Source organism: Flavobacterium fluviatile (assembly GCF_010645065.1).
Lineage (GTDB): Bacteria > Bacteroidota > Bacteroidia > Flavobacteriales > Flavobacteriaceae > Flavobacterium > Flavobacterium fluviatile.
Window position 1 is genome coordinate 28,128 of record NZ_JAADZW010000007.1, and the last position, 17,969, is coordinate 46,096.

Consider the following 17,969-nt stretch of genomic DNA (forward strand, 5'->3'; position numbering starts at 1 on the left):
AGACGCACTACAGTGATTCTCTACGATATGCGCTGCATTTATTTGGCCTTAAAAGAATCCTTTGTCACTTTGTACCTCAGAGACTTAGAATCTAAGCAACTTAGAACCTTTACTTAACCCTTTTCTTCCTATTGGTCTCATAATCTTCAAAAATCATTTCGCCCAGCCCTTTTAATCCGGTGTAAAATGCTTTCCCCTGATTTGCTTCGGTAAAATGATTCACAAATCGCTGTAAATAAGGATCCCTTGCAATCATAAAAGTAGTAATCGGGATATGTAATTTTCTTGCCTGCTGCGCCTGTGTGTAACATTTATCGACAATATATTCATCAAGACCGTTGCTGTTCATATAATACGAACCATCACGTTCGCGAACGCAGCTTGGTTTTCCATCGGTAATCATGAAAATCTGTTTGTTGGTATTTCGCTTTCTTCGAAGAATATCCATCGCCAACTGCAAACCGGCAACCGTATTGGTATGATAAGGTCCAACCTGCAGATAAGGTAGATCTTTGATTGGGATTGTCCAGGCATCATTTCCGAAAACCAGAATATCTAAAGTATCTTTTGGATAACGCGTGGTGATTAATTCAGCCAAAGCCATGGCTACTTTTTTGGCAGGTGTAACCCGGTCTTCACCATACAAAATCATACTATGACTGATGTCTATCATCAAAACAGTACTCATTTGTGCTTTGAATTGGGTTTCCTCCACAACCAGATCATTTTCGGTCAGCATGAAGCTTTCTACACCATTGTTGATTTGGGCATTTCGCAAACTTTCTGTCAATGAAATACGCTCTAAGCCGTCTCCGAAATTAAATTCACGAAACTCTCCTGTATGCTCGTCACCGTTTCCGGCATGTTTGGTTTTGTGATTTCCGTTTCCGGCACGTTTTAAATTTCCAAAAATCTGATCTAAAGCCTGCTGACGAATCGCTCTTTCTGTTTTGGCTGTGATTCCTAAACCGGGACTTCCGTCATTTTTAACTTCGTCTTTTATGTATCCTTTTTTCTTGAGATCTTCGATAAAATCTTCAATTGTGTAGTTCTCATCAGTTAGTTTGTATTCTTTATCCAGTTCACGAAGCCAGTCTATAGCTTCGTCAAAATCCCCCGAGGTATGGGTGATCAGCTCTTTGAAAATGCCAAAAAGTTTTTCAAACGGAGACTGAAAAGGAGCTTCGTAAGTCTTAAAATAAAAGCCTTTTTTAAATTCGTTTTTCATAATTTTTAAAATTACGTTTTTTTAGAATTATGAAAAACGAATTGTTTATTAATTTTTAGTTAAAATAAACAACCAAAAACTAGAGCTAACAGCGTTAAATATAATAATTATTCAAACTTTCCATCCAAATAATACCAAGTGGAATTTTCGAATTTAAAAGTAGAAAATTCATAATGAACTTGTGGTTTACTATTTGAATCTAAAAAGTACGCCTTAAATTCGACCGTATTTTCAGTAAAACTCAAAATTTCAAGTTTCTGCCATTTATTGGAAACCGCCCATCTTAAAATTTCAGGCTCAGTATAATATTTTCTTTCTGAAAAATAAGTGGTTTCCAGAAGATAATCAGCATTATGGGTTGCATACGCCGAATATCTGGAACGCATTAAAGCCAAAGCTGTAGCTGCTTTTTTATTATTTCCAAGATATAATCCGCAGCAATTTTCAAACAGCAGACCTGTGTCGCAAAAGCATTTTTTACTCTTCATCAACCGCTTCTTCACCATTAATTTTTACGTGAAGCTGATTCAGTAAAACCTGATAACGAGTGATTTCTCTCACTTCTTCATCCTCTTCAGCAAAATCGATCATTTCATCCAACACTTCACTTACTTCCAATAATTTATTATTAGCTTCCCTGTTATTTTCTGCAGCAATTAGGTCTATAATTTCCTGTACACTTGCTTTTAAAGTTTCGAATTTTGTATTCATGTTTTTTTGGTTTCAAGTTTTAGGTTTCAAGTTTCAGGTTCAACTTGTAACGTGAAACCTGAAACTTGAAACAAATATTTTTACTCTTCGTTTTTACTTTCGTTAAACTTCTTTACTATTTCTTTCAGTTTTTCTTTACGAACCAATTCAGCTTGTTTAGCTTTTGCCTGGGCTTTGTGCAATTTGTCATTGTGCTTTTTGATGTTCTTTTCGTTATTGCGTCCCATTATATTTCTCTTTTAATTTCTTCTAAACTTTTCTCCGTAAAAATCAATTCGTTGATAATCTGTTTTCTTAAATCGTCAATATTATCGTAATCAAAATGTTTTGCCCACGAAGTCAATTGCTGTAAATTCCGAATCTGCTTTAACTTTTTTGCGGTTCCAAAACTGGTTCTTAAAATTGCCTTTCCATCATATTCAGGATTATTTCTATGCTCGTAATTGGCAAGATTATTTTCGAAATCTGCTTTAAGGTAATACAATTTCTCTTCGGCATTATCCGGATAAAATTCTTCCCATTTTGCAAAACCTACTTTGGTTTTAGATTCCGTTTCAGGATTTCGGGCTATTAAACGCCATTTACTATTCGCCAGCCTTCCCCAATGATTCGAAACGCGGTACATTCCTTCTTCAGTATAATAATACGTACTTCCTGCTTTACTTTCAAATTGCTTTTTCAAACCTTCAATTGCATCTGGAAGCACTTCATTAAAAACACAAAAGGTGTTTTTAAAAGAATTTGGATGTGGCTTAAAGTTTTTTTGCATGTACAAATATACTCAGATTGTCAAGAACTCCCTAAAACAAACCTAAATTGATTAACTTTGCAGCTTCAATTTTAAAATAAAAAACTATGTCTAAAGATTCAGAACAAAAAATGCCACAAAAAGGAGTTTTTACAGGGATTATAGAAAAAGATCAAAATAATAATTATTTCTGTGGTGAATATCTTTTAGACTATAAAATGGTTCAGGCTAAATTTAAAGAGGGTGATTGGATTACAATAAAATCCATTATTGAAAATCCAAGCGATATAAGCTACGATAAATACCCTAAAAAATCCAGAAACTTCGACAAGGCCAATCATAAACCGGAATAGTTTTTTGTTTCTGGTTTTTCTTGTTTCTGGTTGTTTGCCGGAAGGTATTTTTTTAACCGCAAAGTACGGCAGTTTTTTAAAATTAAGAATCTAAGCATACCTAATATAAAAGTTTGCAAAGTTATGTGTTGACACAGCTTTGCGAACTTTTAATTTTTAATGATCCTAAAAAAACTTTGCGTGCTTTGCAGTTAAAAAAACAAAGTTAACGTTTTAATAAACCAACTTTCCTGAATATTTTTTCGATCAAAACTAAAAAGTTAAAAAAAAGTGTACCTTTGCAAAAAATTTGTCAATTTGAACTAATTAATATCGATTTCAAACTAATAGACAAGTAGTTACCTTTTATTTATGAAAAAAATAGTTGAATACCGCAAGTTACTAAACGTAGAAAAAACTGTAGAGCTAAAAGATTTAAAAACAATTTATCGTAATGCGATGAAGGAATCTCATCCTGATAAATTTGTGGGAAATGAAGCTGGTTTAAAAGAGGCAGAAGAAAAAAGTAAAACGATCATTGAGGCTTACCACTTTTTAGTAAGTATTCACCCTGATACCATTAAACTTAATTTACCTGAATATACCGAGACTATCTCAACTTGTACAATTACTGATTTCAAATTTGTAGAAGGCCGTTTAATTATTGATTTCTCTAACGGAAGCGTTTATGAATACATTAGCGTTCCTAAAGCAACTTACGTGAAAATGGTAAATGCTGATTCTCCAGCAAGATTTGCAAAAAGACATATTTTAAACTCTTTTACCTGGAGAAAGAAAACAAATCAGGAATAAATTTCACAATACATATTTTTAAAGCATTCTGGACTCAGAATGCTTTTTTTATACCCAAAAAACATCAAATTGTTCAATTTGATTCTTAATAGTACATCAAAGGGTTGTTCTTAATATAAATAAACAACCATTAATACCTTATTAACTAGCCATTTGAACCCAAAAAAACTATAACAAAATTTTAGGTAGTAAAATTGTTGAAGTTTTATATTTTTAAATACTTTTGTTGCACAAATCAATTAACTAATTAATTTTTTATAATGAAAAAAATACTTTTTTTACTTATCGCTTCTGCAGCGATAATTTCTTGCAGCAAAGTTAAAGACGGAGAATTCCTTATTACTGGAACTGCAAAAGGAATCGAGAACGGCAAAACAATTATTCTTCAGGGTCAGGATCCAACAACCATGGCTACTTTGCCACTTGATACAGTAAAAGTTGAAAACGGAAAATTCGAAATAAAAGGAAAAGTTACTGAACCTGCTTTTCATACCTTAATTGTTCAGGACGTACAGGGTATGGTACCATTTATCTTAGAAACAGGTGAAATTAAAATTGAAGTTGATAAAGATAGTATCCATAAATCAAAAATTTCAGGAACTTATAGCAATGATGAGTATGTAAAGTTCAACGAAGATCTTACTAAAGTTCAAAAAAGATTAATGGATTTTCAGAAAAAAAATACTCAGGCTATGCAAACTGCTCAACAAAAACAAGACACAGCAGTTATCAATGGTTTAATGAAGGAATACATGGCTATTCAGAATGATGTTCAGGCTGAATCAAAAAAGAAATATACAGCTTATGCTGAATCACACCCAAAATCTTTTATTTCAGTTTTAATTGTTCAAAGTTTGGCTAATGATCCATCTGCTGATTTCAAAAAAACAGAGGCATTATACAACTCTTTGGATGAGTCTTTGAAAAATACAAAACCCGGAAAAGCTACTAAAGAAAAAATTGGTCAAATGAAAATGCCTGCAGTTGGTGCGACAGCTCCTCCGGTTGGCAGCGCTAAATGAAGGTCAGATTTTTCAGCTCCTAATCCTGAAGGCAAAACAGTATCGCTTAAAGAAAGTTTAGGAAAAGTAACAATTGTAGATTTTTGGGCTTCATGGTGTGGACCATGCAGAAAAGAAAACCCAAATGTTGTAGCCATTTATAAAGAACTGCACTCAAAAGGTTTAAATATAATTGGTGTTTCACTGGATAAGGAAGCGTCTGCCTGGAAAGAAGCTATCGCAAAAGATAATTTAACCTGGACACACGTCTCCAACTTAAAATTCTGGGACGAACCAATTGCAAAGCAATACGGAGTTGAATCTATCCCGGCAACCTTTATACTTGACGCATCAGGGAAAGTCGTTGCACAGGACTTAAGGGGATCTGAATTAAGAGCAAAAATTTTAGAGCTTTTAGCTAAATAAAAACATAATAAATAATAGAAACAAAAAACTCCAGATTTTCATCTGGAGTTTTTTTATACTTAAAAGTAAACTTATTACTTTACAAATTCAATTTTTTGAGCTTCTTCTTCATTGACACTATCAAAGAATCCTTGTTCATTCATCCAGTCGTCACTGAATACTTTACTCATGTAGCGAGAACCGTGATCCGGAAAGATAGCAATAATATTACTGTCATTCGTAAACTCTCCTTCTTCTGCATATTGTTTGATAGCCTGCATTACAGCACCCGAAGTATATCCGACAAACAAACCTTCTTTACGCGTAATTTCTCTGGCTGTATGAGCGCTTTCCTCATCTGTAACCTTCATAAATTTATCGATAATATCGAAATCAGTTGCAGACGGTATCAAGTTTTTCCCTAAACCTTCAATACGGTACGGGTAAATTTCTTTAGTATCGAATTCTCTTGTTTCGTGGTATTTTTTCAATACTGATCCAAAAGCATCAACACCTAAGATTTTAATATTTGGATTTTGTTCTTTTAAGAATTTTGCAGTTCCTGAGATTGTCCCTCCTGTTCCGCTACAGGCAATAAGATGGGTAATTTGTCCTTTGGTTTGCTGCCATATTTCAGGACCTGTAGTATTGTAGTGCGCATCAATATTTAGCTGGTTAAAATATTGATTAATATAGACAGATCCTTTTGTTTCTTCATGTAAACGTTTTGCAACATTGTAATAGGATCTTTCATCATCTGCTGAAACGTGAGCCGGACAAACATAAACTTTTGCACCCAGACTCCTTAACATGTCAATTTTATCTTTGGATGATTTCGAACTTACTGCCAATATACAATTATAGCCTTTAATAATACTTACCATAGCCAAACTAAAACCCGTATTCCCTGATGTTGTTTCAATTATGGTATCACCTGGAGATAAAATTCCTCTTCTCTCCGCTTCTTCAATGATATATAATGCTATTCTATCTTTTGACGAATGTCCCGGATTAAAAGCTTCTACCTTTGCGTAGAAATTTCCTTCTAAACCTTCGGTGACTTTATTTAGCTTAATAAGTGGAGTGTTACCTATTAACTCTAAAACATTATTATAAGCATTTATTTCTTCTTTCATAAAAAAATAGTTAATCAAAGGTATTTTTAAATAACCCCGATAGGTTGCAAATTTAACAAAAAAAATCTAATTAGCTTTTAATTTTCTCTAAATCTAATAAAAAACTAAATTCCTTTGCTAAGTCTTTTAAAGCCTGAAAACGCCCTGAAGCCCCGCCATGACCAGCGTCCATGTTAGTATCCAGAAACAATATATTGTTATTTGTTTTTAGATTTCTAAGTTTTGCTACCCATTTAGCCGGTTCCCAGTATTGAACCTGCGAATCATGCAATCCGGTGGAAACATACATATTAGGATATTTTTGCTCTTTTACATTATCATATGGAGAATAGGACATCATGTAATCGTAATATTTTTTATTATTCGGATTACCCCATTCGTCATACTCGCCTGTTGTCAGCGGAATACTGTCATCCAGCATCGTTGTAACAACATCTACAAAAGGAACCTGAGCAATAATTCCGTTATATAACTCCGGGGCCTCATTAGCGATTACCCCCATTAAAAGTCCCCCGGCAGAACCACCCTCAGCATACAAATGTTTCGCAGAAGTGTATTTTTCGTTTATTACAAATTTAGAGCAATCAATGAAATCTGTAAAGGTATTTTTCTTTTTTAACAGTTTTCCATCTTCATACCATTGCCTTCCTAAGTCTTCACCTCCTCTAATATGAGCAATAGCATAAACAAATCCGCGGTCTAACAGGGAAAGTCGTGTAGAAGAAAAACAAGTATCCATAGTTATCCCATAAGAACCATAGGCATAAAGCAATAACGGATTTTTACCATCTTTTTCTAATCCTTTACGATAAATCATTGAGATAGGGATTTTTACACCATCTCTCGCTGTTACCCAAACTCTTTCTTCGATGTAATTATTTTTATCAAACTTTCCTCCTAAAACTTCTTGTTCTTTTAATATTTCTTTGGTTTTGGTTTTCATATTAAAATCAATTACAGACGACGGTGTTGCCAGTGACTGGTAGCTATAACGCAGAATATCTGTATCGAAATCAATATTAGTTGTTGTATAAGCATTATAGGTTTCACTCCCGAAAGGCAAATAATAATCGTCCTCACCATTCCAGGAAATAATTCTGATATGATTCAAACCACCTGAACGCTCTTCAACTACTAAATAATTTTTGAATATTTCAACATCTTCCAGTAAAACATCTTCGCGATGCGGAATAAGATCTTTCCAGAATTTTTTCTCAGTTCTGTTTTCAGGCGTTTTCATCAACTTAAAATTTGTTGCCTTGTCTTTATTCGTCAAAATATAAAACGAATCTTCATAATGAGAAATGCTATATTCTAAACCTCGAATGCGTGTCTGAAACACTTCAAATTCTCCATCCGGATTGTCTGAGTTCAAAATTCTGTATTCGGTTGTCAAAGTACTGCCTGAGCCAATAACAATATATTTTCTTGATTTTTCTTTGCTTATTGAAACATTAAAAGTATCATCTGTCTCGTTAAAAACCAAAACATCAGTTGATGAATCTGAATTCAGTTTATGCCTGAATACTTTATCTGATCGTAAAGTAATTTCGTCCTGTCTGACATAAAAAATGGTGCTGTTATCATTTGCCCAAACTGATTCTCCGGTTACATTCCCGATTTTTTCCGGCAGAATCTCTCCGGTTTCTAAATTTTTAATCTGAATGGTGTAAATTCTTCTTCCTATGACATCAACACTAAAAGTAGCAAATTTGTTATCCGGACTGACACTTAAACCTCCTAATTTAAAATAAGCATGATCTTTTGCTAATTCATTGCAATTGAACATAATTTCTTCCTTAGCAGAAAGACTTCCTTTTTTTCTCGAAAAAATTGGATAATCCTGTCCTGTTTCAAAACGGGTAATATAGTAATAACCATTATAAAAATAAGGAACAGACGAATCATCCTCTTTAATTCTTGCTTTCATTTCCTCATACAAAGATTCCTGTAAATCTTTCGTATGCGCAGTCATTTTCTGATAATATTCATTTTCCTTATTCAGGTAATCAATAACTTCTGGATTTTCCCTGTCATTTAGCCAGAAATAATTGTCTATTCGGATTTCTTTATGTTTTTTTAGTGATTTTGGAATTTCTTTCGCTTTTGGTGCGACTATATCGTTTTGCATTGATTTAATTAAGCATTAGTTTTATTACGAGAGGCAAAAATAGCATAATCACAACAGAACGAAAACTAATTTTTTCATAAAATATTCTATTGTTTTATACAGCAATATACTAATTTTGTATGAAATAATTAAAAAACAAACAAAAAATGGATTTAATGGGAATGATGGGGAAACTTAAAGAAACCCAGCAAAAAATTGAAGATACAAAAAAACGATTAGACACTGTTTTAATTGATGAGCAAAGCAATGACGGATTATTGAAAGTAACATTAACAGCAAACAGAAAAATTAAAACAATTTCTATTGATGATTCTTTGCTTGAAGACAAAGAACAACTGGAAGACTATTTAATTGTAACCCTAAATAAGGCTATCGAAAAAGCAACCAGCGTTAACGAAAGAGAATTGGATGCCGTAGCAAGAATGGATATGCCGTCTATTCCGGGAATGGATAATCTGTTTAAGTAATAAAAGTTATTAGTTAAAAGTTATTAGTTTTAAAAGTTTTGAATCACTTAACCTTTAATCAATAACTTTTAACTTTTTTTCTAAAACTTCTGCAAGGTTTCAATCACATAAGTATGCATGACTTCTTTATAATCTAAATGCGTAACAATCCTAAGCTTATTGTTTCCCATTGAACTTATTAAAATATTCTTCTGTTTTAATTTTTCCATTAAAAGCTGGTCACTGTATCCGTCAGCCAATGAAAAAATCAAAATATTAGTCTCTACTGGTTCGATTGCAGCCACCCATGGTTTTGTTTTTAAAACTGCTGCAATTTCCTTAGCTCTCCGATGATCTTCGGCCATACGCTCAATATTATGCGCTAAGGCATACAATCCTCCGGCAGCTAAATAGCCAACCTGACGCATTCCGCCTCCCAATATCTTCCTGATTCTTAACGCTCTGTGAATATCTGCTTTAGTTCCAAGCAAAACAGACCCTATTGGAGCACCCAATCCTTTTGACAAACACACTGAAATAGTATCGAAAATAGCTCCAAATTCCTTCGGATTTTGCCTTTTTGCGACCAGGGCATTCCAGATTCTGGCTCCATCCAAATGAAACTTCAAATTATTGGCGTCACAAACTTTTTTTATTTCTCTTAAATCTTCTAATTCATAACAAGCACCGCCTCCTTTATTGGTAGTATTTTCTACACATACCAAAGTTGTTAACGGACTGTGATAAAACTCGGGATCATTTATTGCTGCGGCAACCTGACCAGCATTTATCATGCCACGGTCCCCGTCCAGTAAACAGCAGGAAACCCCACTGTTAAAAGAAACCCCGCCACCTTCATAATTATAAATATGCGCATATTTATCGGCAATTAATTGTTCTCCAGGTTGTGTGTGCAGTTTAATTGCCGTTTGATTCGCCATAGTTCCGGACGGAAAAAAAAGTCCAGCTTCCATACCAAAAAACTCAGCTACTCTGGTCTCTAATTCGATAACCGTCGGATCTTGCCTGTATACATCGTCGCCAACATGAGCGTTGAACATATACTGAAGCATTTCGTAGCTTGGCTTGGTAATAGTATCGCTGATTAAATTTATTTCCATATTCTAAAAACTATATCTTATTTTTGTAAAGCAAAATTACGTATTACTGCCAGTTATTAACTGCGAGTTTTAATAAATTTTAACTTGTACCAAATTAAACGTAATATTTGAAAAAAACATATAAAACTATTATTAATTTATGACAACAGCCGAACAAGTAAAAGGTATTGTGGAGCGCCTTGGTGCGTTGAGGAGGTATCTTTGACGTTGATGCCAAGCTTATCGAAATTGCAAACGAAGAAGAAAAAACTTTTGCTCCTGATTTTTGGAACAAGCCAAAAGAAGCAGAGATGATTGTGAAAAATCTTCGAAACAAGAAAAAATGGATTGAAGATTACAACAAAGCAGTCGAACTGACAGATGAACTCCAGCTCGCTTATGATTTTTATAAAGAAGGAGAACTTTGTGTTGAAGAATTGGATGAAAATTACAACACAGCCCAGCTGCACATTGAAAACATCGAATTCAAAAACATGCTTTCTGATGAAGGCGACAGTTTAAGTGCCGTCGTTCAGATTACTGCCGGGGCCGGTGGAACCGAAAGCTGTGACTGGGCAGGAATGCTGATGCGCATGTACATGATGTGGGGCGAAAGTTATGGCTATAAAATAAAAGAGCTTAACTTTCAGGAAGGTGATGTTGCAGGTATCAAAACAGTAACTTTAGAATTTGAAGGAGATTATTCTTTCGGATATTTAAAAGGTGAAAACGGAGTTCACCGTTTGGTTCGTATTTCTCCGTTTGACAGTAATGCCAAACGCCATACTTCATTCGTATCGGTTTACGTTTATCCGCTTGTTGATGACAGTATCGAAATTGACATTAATCCTGCCGATATCGAAATTACAACATCGCGTTCGAGCGGCGCCGGAGGACAGAATGTAAATAAAGTTGAAACAAAAGTCCAGCTGGTTCACAAACCAACCGGAATCCAGATTCAGTGTTCTGAAACCAGATCTCAGCAAGACAACAGACAGCGTGCTATGCAAATGCTTCGCTCTCAATTATATGAAATCGAATTAAAGAAACAGCAGGCACAACGTGCTGATATTGAAGCCGGAAAAATGAAAATCGAATGGGGTTCGCAAATTCGTAATTACGTTATGCAGCCCTATAAATTGGTAAAAGACGTTCGTACTGGCTATGAAACCAGTGATGTTGATGGCGTTATGAACGGAAATCTCGACCCTTTCCTTAAAGCCTATTTAATGATGATGGGACAAAAAGAGGAAGAGTGAATATTATTTTAGTGTTCAGATTATAGTATTCAGTCGCAGGTTTTGTATTCACGATAATTTGAAACCTGAAACTTAAAACTTGAAACATTCAACTAAAAAGAAGAAATTATGATTAAATGGGCAGATGTAATTCATTTTACAAATAAAGGAAATCCAACTCCGGATAAAAGAGTGCAGAAAACAGAAGAAGAATGGAAAGAGCTACTGAGTTCTGAAGAATTTCACGTTACACGTTTAAAAGGTACCGAAAGATCATTTAGTTCTGAAATGTGCAGTTTATTTGAACCTGGAATTTATGAATGCAAATGCTGCGGCACTTTGCTTTTTGATGCATCTGAAAAATTTGAATCAGGAACGGGCTGGCCATCTTTTACCCAGCCAGTCAAAGAAAATGCGATTGCATATCATGCTGACAAATCACACGGAATGATTCGTGTAGAAGTAGTCTGCAATACATGTGATGCTCATTTGGGTCATGTTTTTCCTGATGGCCCACCTCCAAGCGGTTTAAGGTATTGCATCAATGCTGTTTCCCTCTCAAAAACAAAAGAGTAATAAAATTGATAATTTAAAGCGATTCATCCTAAAAATGAGTCGCTTTTTTGTTTAAACTAATTTTAAGACAGCACAAATAGACTAAAATCACTTTTAGCGAATTATTTTTAAACTTTATCTTATTAATGTTTCATATACAGAATGTTAATCTACAAATTACAGATAAAATTACCCAATTCGCCTTATTTATTCTTAGAATGAACGAGAATTATATAAAAAGTTTAAAATAAAAATTTTACTGAGATTTATCAAAAGATTATAAGTGGTTAAATCAAGCCCACAAACACATGTCAACATGCTTTAAATCAGATAATTAAACAAAAAAAATCTTAACTAATAAACATAAATAAAATTCATTAGACAAATTCATCTTAAGGAAAATAAAAAATTAAAAAATACTTATGTTTTGAAAAAACAATTATTAATTCAGTATTATAAATGTTAAAAAATTAATTTAAAAACTTTAATTTAAAAATATATTTAAAAAACTTCAAAACAGCATTAGGTAATTCAAATCTAATTCATTTTATTTGGCAAAAATTAACCTTAATAAATTTAATTCAATAGATGAAATCCTATTCAATTCAAGAAATTAACGAAGTCATTAATGGTGTAATTTACGGCACTACTTCCCAATGTATTACAGCTACAGAACAATTAGAAAAGGCAACGAGTTCTGAAATTTCTTTTATAGGAAATAAAAAATACGAGAAATTATGGGAAGCTTCAAAAGCCTCCGTAGCGGTTGTTAATGAAGATATTTCTATTGAACCAGGAGCAAATCGTGCTTTTATTAAGGTAAAAAATGCCGATCTGGCCATGTCACAAATTTTGGCCCTTTTTGCTCCGCCAAGTCCGGTATTTCATAATGAAATTCACAGAACAGCAGTTATTGATGAGACAGCTATAATTGGCGAAGGAAGTAAAATTGGAGCAGGATGTTACATTGGACCAAATGTACAAATTGCAGCTAATGTTACTATTTATCCAAATGTTACTATTCTGGACGAATGTACAATTGGAAAAAATACCGTTATCTGGTCAGGATCTGTAATCCGTGAACGTTGTCATATCGGCAGTGACTGTATTATTCATCCAAATGCCACAATTGGTGCTGATGGTTTCGGGTTTCGTCCGTGCAAAGAAAAAGGCTTAGTAAAAATTCCGCAAATTGGAAATGTAATTATAGGAAACGGAGTTGAAATTGGTGCAAATTCGTGCGTTGACCGCGGAAAATTCAGTTCCACTATTCTTGGGGACGGATGTAAGATTGATAATTTAGTTCAAATTGGCCATAACAGTAAATTAGGAAAGTTTTGTATTATGGCCGGAAATAGCGGTTTAGCCGGTTCTGTAACTTTAGGCAACGGGGTTATTATTGGCGGAAGCGCTTCAATAAAAGACCATACTACTATTGGTGACGGAGCTGTTGTTGGAGCCGGTTCTGGTGTTACCGGAGATATTCCTGCAGGAAAAACAATGCTGGGGTATCCTGCCGTTGAAGCCCGGGATGCTTTAAAACAATGGGCTATTTTAAAAAGAATGGTTTCAGATTCTAAAAAATAATTTAACTAAATATTTATCTAAAAAACAGAAGCTCAAACTTCTGTTTTTTTTGTTTACGGGCGTTTATAATCTTTCAGAATTAACTTCTATTTTGTAAATTAGCCAACACTTTTTTTGTAAAAACATCAATATCTTATGGATTTAAACTTCAATAAAAACGAAGATCACAATAAATTACTCCTTTCAGAATTAAAACAAAAATTTGCTAAAGTTAAATTGGGCGGAGGCGAAAAAAGAATCGCAAAACTGCATGCTGAGGGCAAAATGACGGCTCGTGAAAGAATTGCTTATTTATTGGATGAAAATTCAAAAAGTATTGAAATCGGAGCTTTTGCAGGCGAAGGAATGTATGCTGAACATGGGGGGTGTCCTTCGGGAGGAGTGGTAATCAAAATAGGGTATATCAGAGGGAGACAGTGTATTGTTGTTGCTAATGATGCTACTGTAAAAGCCGGTGCCTGGTTCCCTGTCACCGGAAAGAAAAATTTACGGGCACAGGAAATTGCTATGGAAAACAGACTGCCAATTATTTATTTAGTAGACAGTGCCGGGGTTTATTTGCCCATGCAGGATGAAATTTTCCCTGATAAAGAACATTTCGGACGTATTTTTAGAAATAATGCGCAAATGAGCAGTATGGGAATAACTCAAATTGCTGCCGTTATGGGAAGCTGTGTTGCCGGTGGTGCATATCTTCCTATCATGAGCGACGAAGCTTTGATTGTTGATAAAACCGGAAGTATTTTTCTTGCCGGAAGTTATTTGGTGAAAGCTGCTATTGGCGAAACTATTGACAATGAAACTTTAGGTGGTGCAACTACACACTGCGAAATTTCAGGCGTGACCGATTATAAAGCAAAAGACGACAAGGATGCTTTAGATAAAATCAAAAATATTGTAGATAAAATTGGAGATTACGATAAAGCAGGTTTCAATAGAATCAAAGCTGAAAAACCTGCTTTAGAGCCAAATGATATTTACGGAATCCTGCCAAAAGCCAGAAACGAGCAGTACGATATGATGGCAATCATTAAACGTTTGGTTGATAATTCTGAATTTGAAGCTTATAAAGAAGGTTACGGACAATCTCTAATTACAGGCTATGCCAGAATTGACGGCTGGGCTGTTGGAATTATTGCGAATCAAAGAAAAGTCGTCAAAACCAAAAAAGGCGAAATGCAGTTTGGAGGTGTTATCTACTCGGATAGTGCTGACAAAGCTACCCGTTTTATTGCCAACTGCAATCAAAAGAAAATTCCGTTAGTTTTTCTTCAGGATGTTACAGGTTTTATGGTTGGGTCAAAATCTGAGCATGGCGGAATCATAAAAGATGGTGCTAAAATGGTCAATGCTGTGAGTAATTCGGTTGTACCAAAATTTACGGTTATTGTTGGAAATTCTTACGGAGCAGGAAACTATGCCATGTGTGGAAAAGCTTATGATCCGAGATTAATTTTTGCCTGGCCAAGTGCAGAACTTGCCGTTATGGGCGGAACTCAGGCAGCAAAAGTATTAGCGCAAATTGAGGCTTCTTCGCTTAAAGCGAAAGGAGAAATAGTAGACGAGACTAAAGAAACGGAGTTGTTCAACAAAATAAAAGCACGTTACGACGAACAGACTTCACCTTACTACGCTGTTTCAAGGTTGTGGACAGATGCTATCATTGATCCGTTAGAAACCCGTACATGGATTTCTATGGGAATTGAAGCTGCCAATCACGCTCCTATTCAAAAAGCATTCAATTTAGGAGTAATTCAGGTATAAATGTTCAGGATTTCTCAACAATACGTTAAATAAAAAGCAAAAAACTCATTTTCAAGGTGTTAAAAATAAATATACAATTAAAAATCAGTAACTTAGTATATAATTTTAATCCTCAACATCATGGAAAATGTAAAAAGTTTGAATAAGTGGGCAAATGCACACACTTATTTACCATTGGATTTAGTACGTATCGTACTGGGTGTTTTTTTATTCATGAAAGGAGTTTCATTTGTCACAAATACGCAGTACCTGCATGATTTGATTTCTCCTGTTGATCAGTATGGCGGCGGAATGTTTCTTTTACATTATATCGCCCCGGCTCACATGATTGGAGGGATAATGATTGTTTTTGGACTACTGACCCGTTGGGCAATTGCAGCTCAGCTCCCTATATTATTTGGTGCCGTACTTGTAAATTTTATGGGTAGCATGCACTCCGAGAGTCTTATTTTAGCAATAATAACATTATTGCTTTGCATATTCTTCCTGTTCTATGGCGGCGGAAAACATTCAGCCGATTATTACTTCAAAATGCAGCAATAACAAACAATATGCTGTCACTAAAACTAAAGTTCATTGTAAATTTGCAGCGAATCTATATAAAACAGCCACGTTGCAAACGCTTTATTCATTTTCTTTTATCTGTGTTTTTCAAATTGCTTTCACCTCCTAAAGCGATTATTGGTTAATTTTGCAGTTTATACTTTTGCTATGAATAAATGTGACCAATGTATTGTACGCCAACTTTCTTCTTTAAAAGCCCTTAATAAAGAAGAAGTCGTGAAGTTGGCCAATAGTAAAACGACCTACAAAATAAAAAAAGGAGAAGCAATTTTTGAGGAAGGAGCAATAACTAATGGTGTTTTTTGTATAAAAGACGGTGTTGGAAAACTCTCCAAATTAAGTGCCAACGGAAAAGATCAGATCATAAAACTGGTAAAATCCGGAGAGCTTTTAGGACAGCGTTCTATGATCAGCAATGAACCTGCAAATTTATCAGCAAAGGCAATCGCAGACATGGAGGTTTGTTTCATTCCCAAATCTGAAATTATTCATTTCTTTAATAACAACAACCAGTTTTCACTGAATCTGATGCAATCTGTTTGTGAAGATCTGAAAGAATCTGAAAACGATAAAATTGCACTCGTCCAAAAAACAGTAAAGCAACGACTTGCAGAAACCTTATTGCATCTACAGGCTGAATTTGGTGAAAACCCGGACAAAACACTTAAAATTCAACTGACACGGGAAGAAATGGGTAGCTTGATTGGCACTACCACAGAAGGCTGCATCAGGCTACTATCTGAATTTAACAAACTGGATTTGATCGAATTAGCAGGTAAAAAAATTATACTAAAAAACGTAAAAGCCTTAAAAAAACTAGCTGAGCAATTATAGTTTTTTAGCTTCGTTCCAAAACACATCCATTTCAGCCAAAGTCATTTCCATTAATGGTTTTCCTAATTCTCCGGCTTTATTTTCTAAATATTGAAAGCGTTTTATGAATTTTTTATTGGTACGTTCTAAGGCGTCTTCGGGATTTATATTTAAGAATCTGGCGTAATTGATCATCGAGAACAAAACATCTCCAAATTCCGCTTCAATTTTATCCTGATTTCCGGATTTAACCTCAACCTGTAGTTCCTCTAACTCTTCCTGCACTTTATCCCAAACCTGATGCGGTTCTTCCCAGTCAAAACCAACGCCTTTTACTTTATCCTGGATTCGGCTGGCTTTAACTAAAGCAGGCAAACTTTGCGGAACTCCCTCCAAAACAGACTTTTTCCCTTCTTTTAGCTTTAGTTTTTCCCAGTTCTGTTTGACTTCTTCTTCGTCTTTCACAACTGTATCACTATAAATATGAGGATGGCGATGAATCAGCTTATCACAGATTTCGTTACATACATCAGCTATATCAAAATCATTCGTTTCAGAACCTATCTTAGCGTAAAATACGATGTGAAGCAATAAGTCCCCTAGTTCTTTTTTAACTTCATTCAGGTCATTATCTAAAATAGCATCTCCTAATTCATAAGTTTCCTCTATAGTCAGATGTCTAAGTGTCTGCAAAGTCTGCTTTTTATCCCAGGGACATTGTTCACGCAGTTCATCCATGATAATAAGTAATCTTTCGAAGGCTTTAAGCTGAAGTTCTTTGCTCATTTTTTGAAGTTTTTAATTGTAACAGAATCCTGTAAAAGTAAAAAATCCTGTCAGGAAAACATCTTAACAGGATTAATATATTTGAATGTAAAAACTATTATTCTTCTTTTTTAGCTTTTACTTTTTTGGCGGGAGCTTTTTTTACCGGTTCTTCAACTGCAATTTCTTCAGATGTTGAAGTTGCAGCAGGTGCCTCATCTGTAACCAGACCTTTTACCTGAAGCATGTTATACCAGTTTAATACTTTTTTAATATCAGACGGATATACTCTTTCTTCATCGTACTCCGGCAAAATTTCTTTGAAATAAGCCGTTAATTTTGCATTATCTTCTTTATGTGAAATTGCCTGCTCTTTGTTTTCCTTAACAGCAATACGCTGCATTACTTCTGTTAAAGGTTTCTCTCCTTCGTAAGTATAAATTGAAATTTCAGACAATAAACTTACGTTACTTTTTAAGTTTACAGTAATTTTTTTTCCGTCTAATAGTGATTCTGCCACAAAACCTGTACGAGTCTGCACCTTTAATACATATAGTCCCGGTTTTCCTGAAATGGCTAAAATTTTGTCTAAATTCATGTTTATTATATTAGTATTAAGAATTTTTGGTGTA

Annotated in this window: 21 protein-coding genes and 1 pseudogene; 11 read left to right on the top strand and 11 right to left on the bottom strand. The window is 34.6% G+C overall.

The annotated features are described in order from the left end of the window. Positions 1-109: 109 nt before the first annotated feature. The 5 genes from GXM17_RS09445 to GXM17_RS09460 form a co-directional block, all read right to left on the bottom strand. Positions 110-1,228: a vWA domain-containing protein gene (locus GXM17_RS09445; protein WP_163399088.1), complete on the bottom strand. Its 1,119-nt coding sequence runs from the start codon at positions 1,226-1,228 to the stop codon at positions 110-112. A gap of 107 nt (positions 1,229-1,335) precedes the next feature. Continuing rightward, positions 1,336-1,716, bottom strand: a complete 381-nt coding sequence (locus tag GXM17_RS09450) for a YchJ family protein (RefSeq protein WP_163399089.1) — start codon at positions 1,714-1,716, stop codon at positions 1,336-1,338. Beyond that, positions 1,706-1,939, bottom strand: coding sequence for a hypothetical protein (locus GXM17_RS09455; protein ID WP_163399090.1), 234 nt, complete (start codon positions 1,937-1,939; stop codon positions 1,706-1,708). Before GXM17_RS09455 ends, GXM17_RS09450 begins: the two co-directional genes overlap by 11 nt. Positions 1,940-2,019: 80 nt before the next feature. Then, positions 2,020-2,166, bottom strand: a complete 147-nt coding sequence (locus tag GXM17_RS21560) for a hypothetical protein (protein WP_167522115.1) — start codon at positions 2,164-2,166, stop codon at positions 2,020-2,022. Further along, positions 2,166-2,708 carry a hypothetical protein gene (locus GXM17_RS09460; RefSeq protein WP_163399091.1) on the bottom strand — a complete coding sequence of 181 codons (543 nt, stop codon included), beginning with the start codon at positions 2,706-2,708 and terminating at the stop codon, positions 2,166-2,168. Before GXM17_RS09460 ends, GXM17_RS21560 begins: the two co-directional genes overlap by 1 nt. Before the next feature lie 86 nt (positions 2,709-2,794). Here GXM17_RS09460 and GXM17_RS09465 point away from each other — a divergent pair, with 86 nt between their 5' ends. From GXM17_RS09465 to GXM17_RS09475, 3 genes are all read left to right on the top strand, one after another. Next, entirely contained in the window at positions 2,795-3,040 is a 246-nt protein-coding gene (locus tag GXM17_RS09465) for a hypothetical protein (protein ID WP_163399092.1), read from the top strand. Positions 3,041-3,391: 351 nt separating this feature from the next. Next, positions 3,392-3,832, top strand: coding sequence for a KTSC domain-containing protein (locus tag GXM17_RS09470; RefSeq protein WP_163399093.1), 441 nt, complete (start codon positions 3,392-3,394; stop codon positions 3,830-3,832). Between the two features lie 260 nt (positions 3,833-4,092). Beyond that, the gene (locus GXM17_RS09475) at positions 4,093-4,854 is read left to right on the top strand and encodes a DUF4369 domain-containing protein (protein WP_163399094.1); all 762 of its coding nucleotides are present in this window, start codon (positions 4,093-4,095) and stop codon (positions 4,852-4,854) included. Here the strand turns inward: GXM17_RS09475 and GXM17_RS21780 are convergent. Beyond that, entirely contained in the window at positions 4,797-4,991 is a 195-nt protein-coding gene (locus GXM17_RS21780) for a hypothetical protein (RefSeq protein WP_244307368.1), read from the bottom strand. The two genes, GXM17_RS09475 and GXM17_RS21780, sit on opposite strands and share 58 nt — an antisense overlap. Between GXM17_RS21780 and GXM17_RS21995 the strand changes: the two are divergent. Further along, positions 4,921-5,259, top strand: a pseudogene (locus tag GXM17_RS21995) (TlpA family protein disulfide reductase); the annotation flags it as partial. The gene GXM17_RS21780 and the pseudogene GXM17_RS21995 overlap by 71 nt on opposite strands. A 74-nt stretch (positions 5,260-5,333) precedes the next feature. Here the strand turns inward: GXM17_RS21995 and capA are convergent. Then, complete coding sequence (gene capA, locus GXM17_RS09485) at positions 5,334-6,374, bottom strand: cysteate synthase (protein WP_163399095.1); 1,041 nt, start codon at positions 6,372-6,374, stop codon at positions 5,334-5,336. Positions 6,375-6,444: 70 nt separating this feature from the next. Then, a complete protein-coding gene (locus GXM17_RS09490) occupies positions 6,445-8,505 on the bottom strand; it encodes a S9 family peptidase (RefSeq protein WP_163399096.1) in 2,061 nt (686 codons plus the stop codon). Between the two features lie 146 nt (positions 8,506-8,651). Here GXM17_RS09490 and GXM17_RS09495 point away from each other — a divergent pair, with 146 nt between their 5' ends. Beyond that, positions 8,652-8,972 carry a YbaB/EbfC family nucleoid-associated protein gene (locus GXM17_RS09495; RefSeq protein WP_163399097.1) on the top strand — a complete coding sequence of 107 codons (321 nt, stop codon included), beginning with the start codon at positions 8,652-8,654 and terminating at the stop codon, positions 8,970-8,972. 80 nt (positions 8,973-9,052) lie between these two features. Here the strand turns inward: GXM17_RS09495 and GXM17_RS09500 are convergent, their stop codons facing one another. Further along, on the bottom strand, positions 9,053-10,072 hold the full coding sequence (locus tag GXM17_RS09500; RefSeq protein WP_163399098.1) for a threonine aldolase family protein: 1,020 nt from the start codon (positions 10,070-10,072) through the stop codon (positions 9,053-9,055). A gap of 139 nt (positions 10,073-10,211) precedes the next feature. On the opposite strand from GXM17_RS09500, the gene prfB reads away from it, so the two are divergent. The 6 genes from prfB (at position 10,212) to GXM17_RS09530 (ending at position 16,593) form a co-directional block, all read left to right on the top strand. Next, positions 10,212-11,310, top strand: a protein-coding gene (gene prfB, locus GXM17_RS09505) for a peptide chain release factor 2 (protein ID WP_163399099.1) whose coding sequence is annotated in 2 segments (ribosomal slippage) — positions 10,212-10,274 and positions 10,276-11,310 — 1,098 coding nt in all. Because the reading frame shifts where the segments join, the coding sequence is not laid out codon by codon here. 108 nt (positions 11,311-11,418) lie between these two features. After that, a complete protein-coding gene (msrB, locus tag GXM17_RS09510) occupies positions 11,419-11,865 on the top strand; it encodes a peptide-methionine (R)-S-oxide reductase MsrB (protein ID WP_163399100.1) in 447 nt (148 codons plus the stop codon). A gap of 567 nt (positions 11,866-12,432) precedes the next feature. Beyond that, complete coding sequence (lpxD, locus tag GXM17_RS09515) at positions 12,433-13,431, top strand: UDP-3-O-(3-hydroxymyristoyl)glucosamine N-acyltransferase (RefSeq protein ID WP_163399101.1); 999 nt, start codon at positions 12,433-12,435, stop codon at positions 13,429-13,431. A gap of 135 nt (positions 13,432-13,566) precedes the next feature. Continuing rightward, on the top strand, positions 13,567-15,195 hold the full coding sequence (locus tag GXM17_RS09520) for an acyl-CoA carboxylase subunit beta (RefSeq protein WP_163399102.1): 1,629 nt from the start codon (positions 13,567-13,569) through the stop codon (positions 15,193-15,195). A 120-nt stretch (positions 15,196-15,315) separates the two neighbouring features. After that, entirely contained in the window at positions 15,316-15,738 is a 423-nt protein-coding gene (locus tag GXM17_RS09525; RefSeq protein ID WP_163399103.1) for a DoxX family protein, read from the top strand. Positions 15,739-15,906: 168 nt separating this feature from the next. Beyond that, positions 15,907-16,593 (top strand): Crp/Fnr family transcriptional regulator, encoded by a 687-nt coding sequence (locus tag GXM17_RS09530; RefSeq protein WP_163399104.1) that lies wholly within the window; start codon positions 15,907-15,909, stop codon positions 16,591-16,593. Here GXM17_RS09530 and mazG read toward each other — a convergent pair. Both mazG and GXM17_RS09540 read right to left on the bottom strand, forming a co-directional pair. Continuing rightward, complete coding sequence (mazG, locus tag GXM17_RS09535) at positions 16,588-17,358, bottom strand: nucleoside triphosphate pyrophosphohydrolase (RefSeq protein ID WP_163399105.1); 771 nt, start codon at positions 17,356-17,358, stop codon at positions 16,588-16,590. The genes GXM17_RS09530 and mazG overlap by 6 nt on opposite strands. Positions 17,359-17,455: 97 nt before the next feature. Continuing rightward, positions 17,456-17,935: a DUF5606 family protein gene (locus tag GXM17_RS09540; protein ID WP_163399106.1), complete on the bottom strand. Its 480-nt coding sequence runs from the start codon at positions 17,933-17,935 to the stop codon at positions 17,456-17,458. Positions 17,936-17,969 lie beyond the last annotated feature (34 nt).